Raw genomic sequence first — 1017 nt, forward strand, 5'->3', positions numbered from 1 at the left:
TCCGAGGGCACCCCCGAGCAGCCCCACGGCACCTTCCGCACCGCCGCCCGCCGGCTGCCCGCGATCGCCGCGATGGGCTTCGACGTCGTCTACCTCCCCCCGATCCACCCCATCGGCACCACCCACCGCAAGGGCCCGAACAACACCCTGTCCGCCGGCCCCGACGACGTCGGCGTGCCCTGGGCCATCGGCTCCCCCGAGGGCGGCCACGACGCCGTCCACCCCCAGCTGGGCACCGTGGAGGACTTCGCCTGGTTCGTGCAGCGCGCCGGACGGCTCGGCCTGGAGATCGCGCTGGACTTCGCCCTGCAGTGCTCCCCCGACCACCCCTGGGTGCACAAGCACCCCGAGTGGTTCCACCACCGCCCCGACGGCACCATCGCCCACGCCGAGAACCCGCCGAAGAAGTACCAGGACATCTACCCCATCGCCTTCGACGCCGACATGGACGGCCTGGTCGCCGAGACCCTGCGGGTGCTGCGGTTCTGGATGGGCCTGGGCGTGCGGATCTTCCGGGTGGACAACCCGCACACCAAGCCGGTCGTCTTCTGGGAACGGGTGATCGCCGACATCAACACCACCGACCCGGACGTGATCTTCCTGGCGGAGGCGTTCACCCGGCCCGCCATGATGCACACCCTGGCCCAGATCGGCTTCCAGCAGTCCTACACCTACTTCACCTGGCGCAACACCAAGCAGGAACTCACCGACTACCTCACCGAACTGTCCGGCGAGGCGGCGAGCTACATGCGCCCGAACTTCTTCGTCAACACCCCCGACATCCTGCACGCCTTCCTCCAGCACGGCGGCCGCCCGGCCTTCGAACTGCGCGCCGTCCTGGCCGCCACCCTCTCCCCCACCTGGGGCGTCTACAGCGGCTACGAACTGTGCGAGAACACCCCCCTGCGCGAAGGCAGCGAGGAATACTGGCACTCGGAGAAGTACCAACTCAGGCCCCGCGACTGGGAAACCGCCGACACCATCGCTCCACTGATCACCAAGCTCAACGCCGTCCGG

Annotated in this window: 1 pseudogene; it reads left to right on the plus strand. The window is 69.0% G+C overall.

The annotated features are described in order from the left end of the window. Positions 1 to 1017, plus strand: a pseudogene (locus ICC28_RS39985) (alpha-1,4-glucan--maltose-1-phosphate maltosyltransferase); the annotation flags it as partial.

Source organism: Streptomyces sp. TRM68416, assembly GCF_014596915.1.
GTDB lineage: Bacteria > Actinomycetota > Actinomycetes > Streptomycetales > Streptomycetaceae > Streptomyces.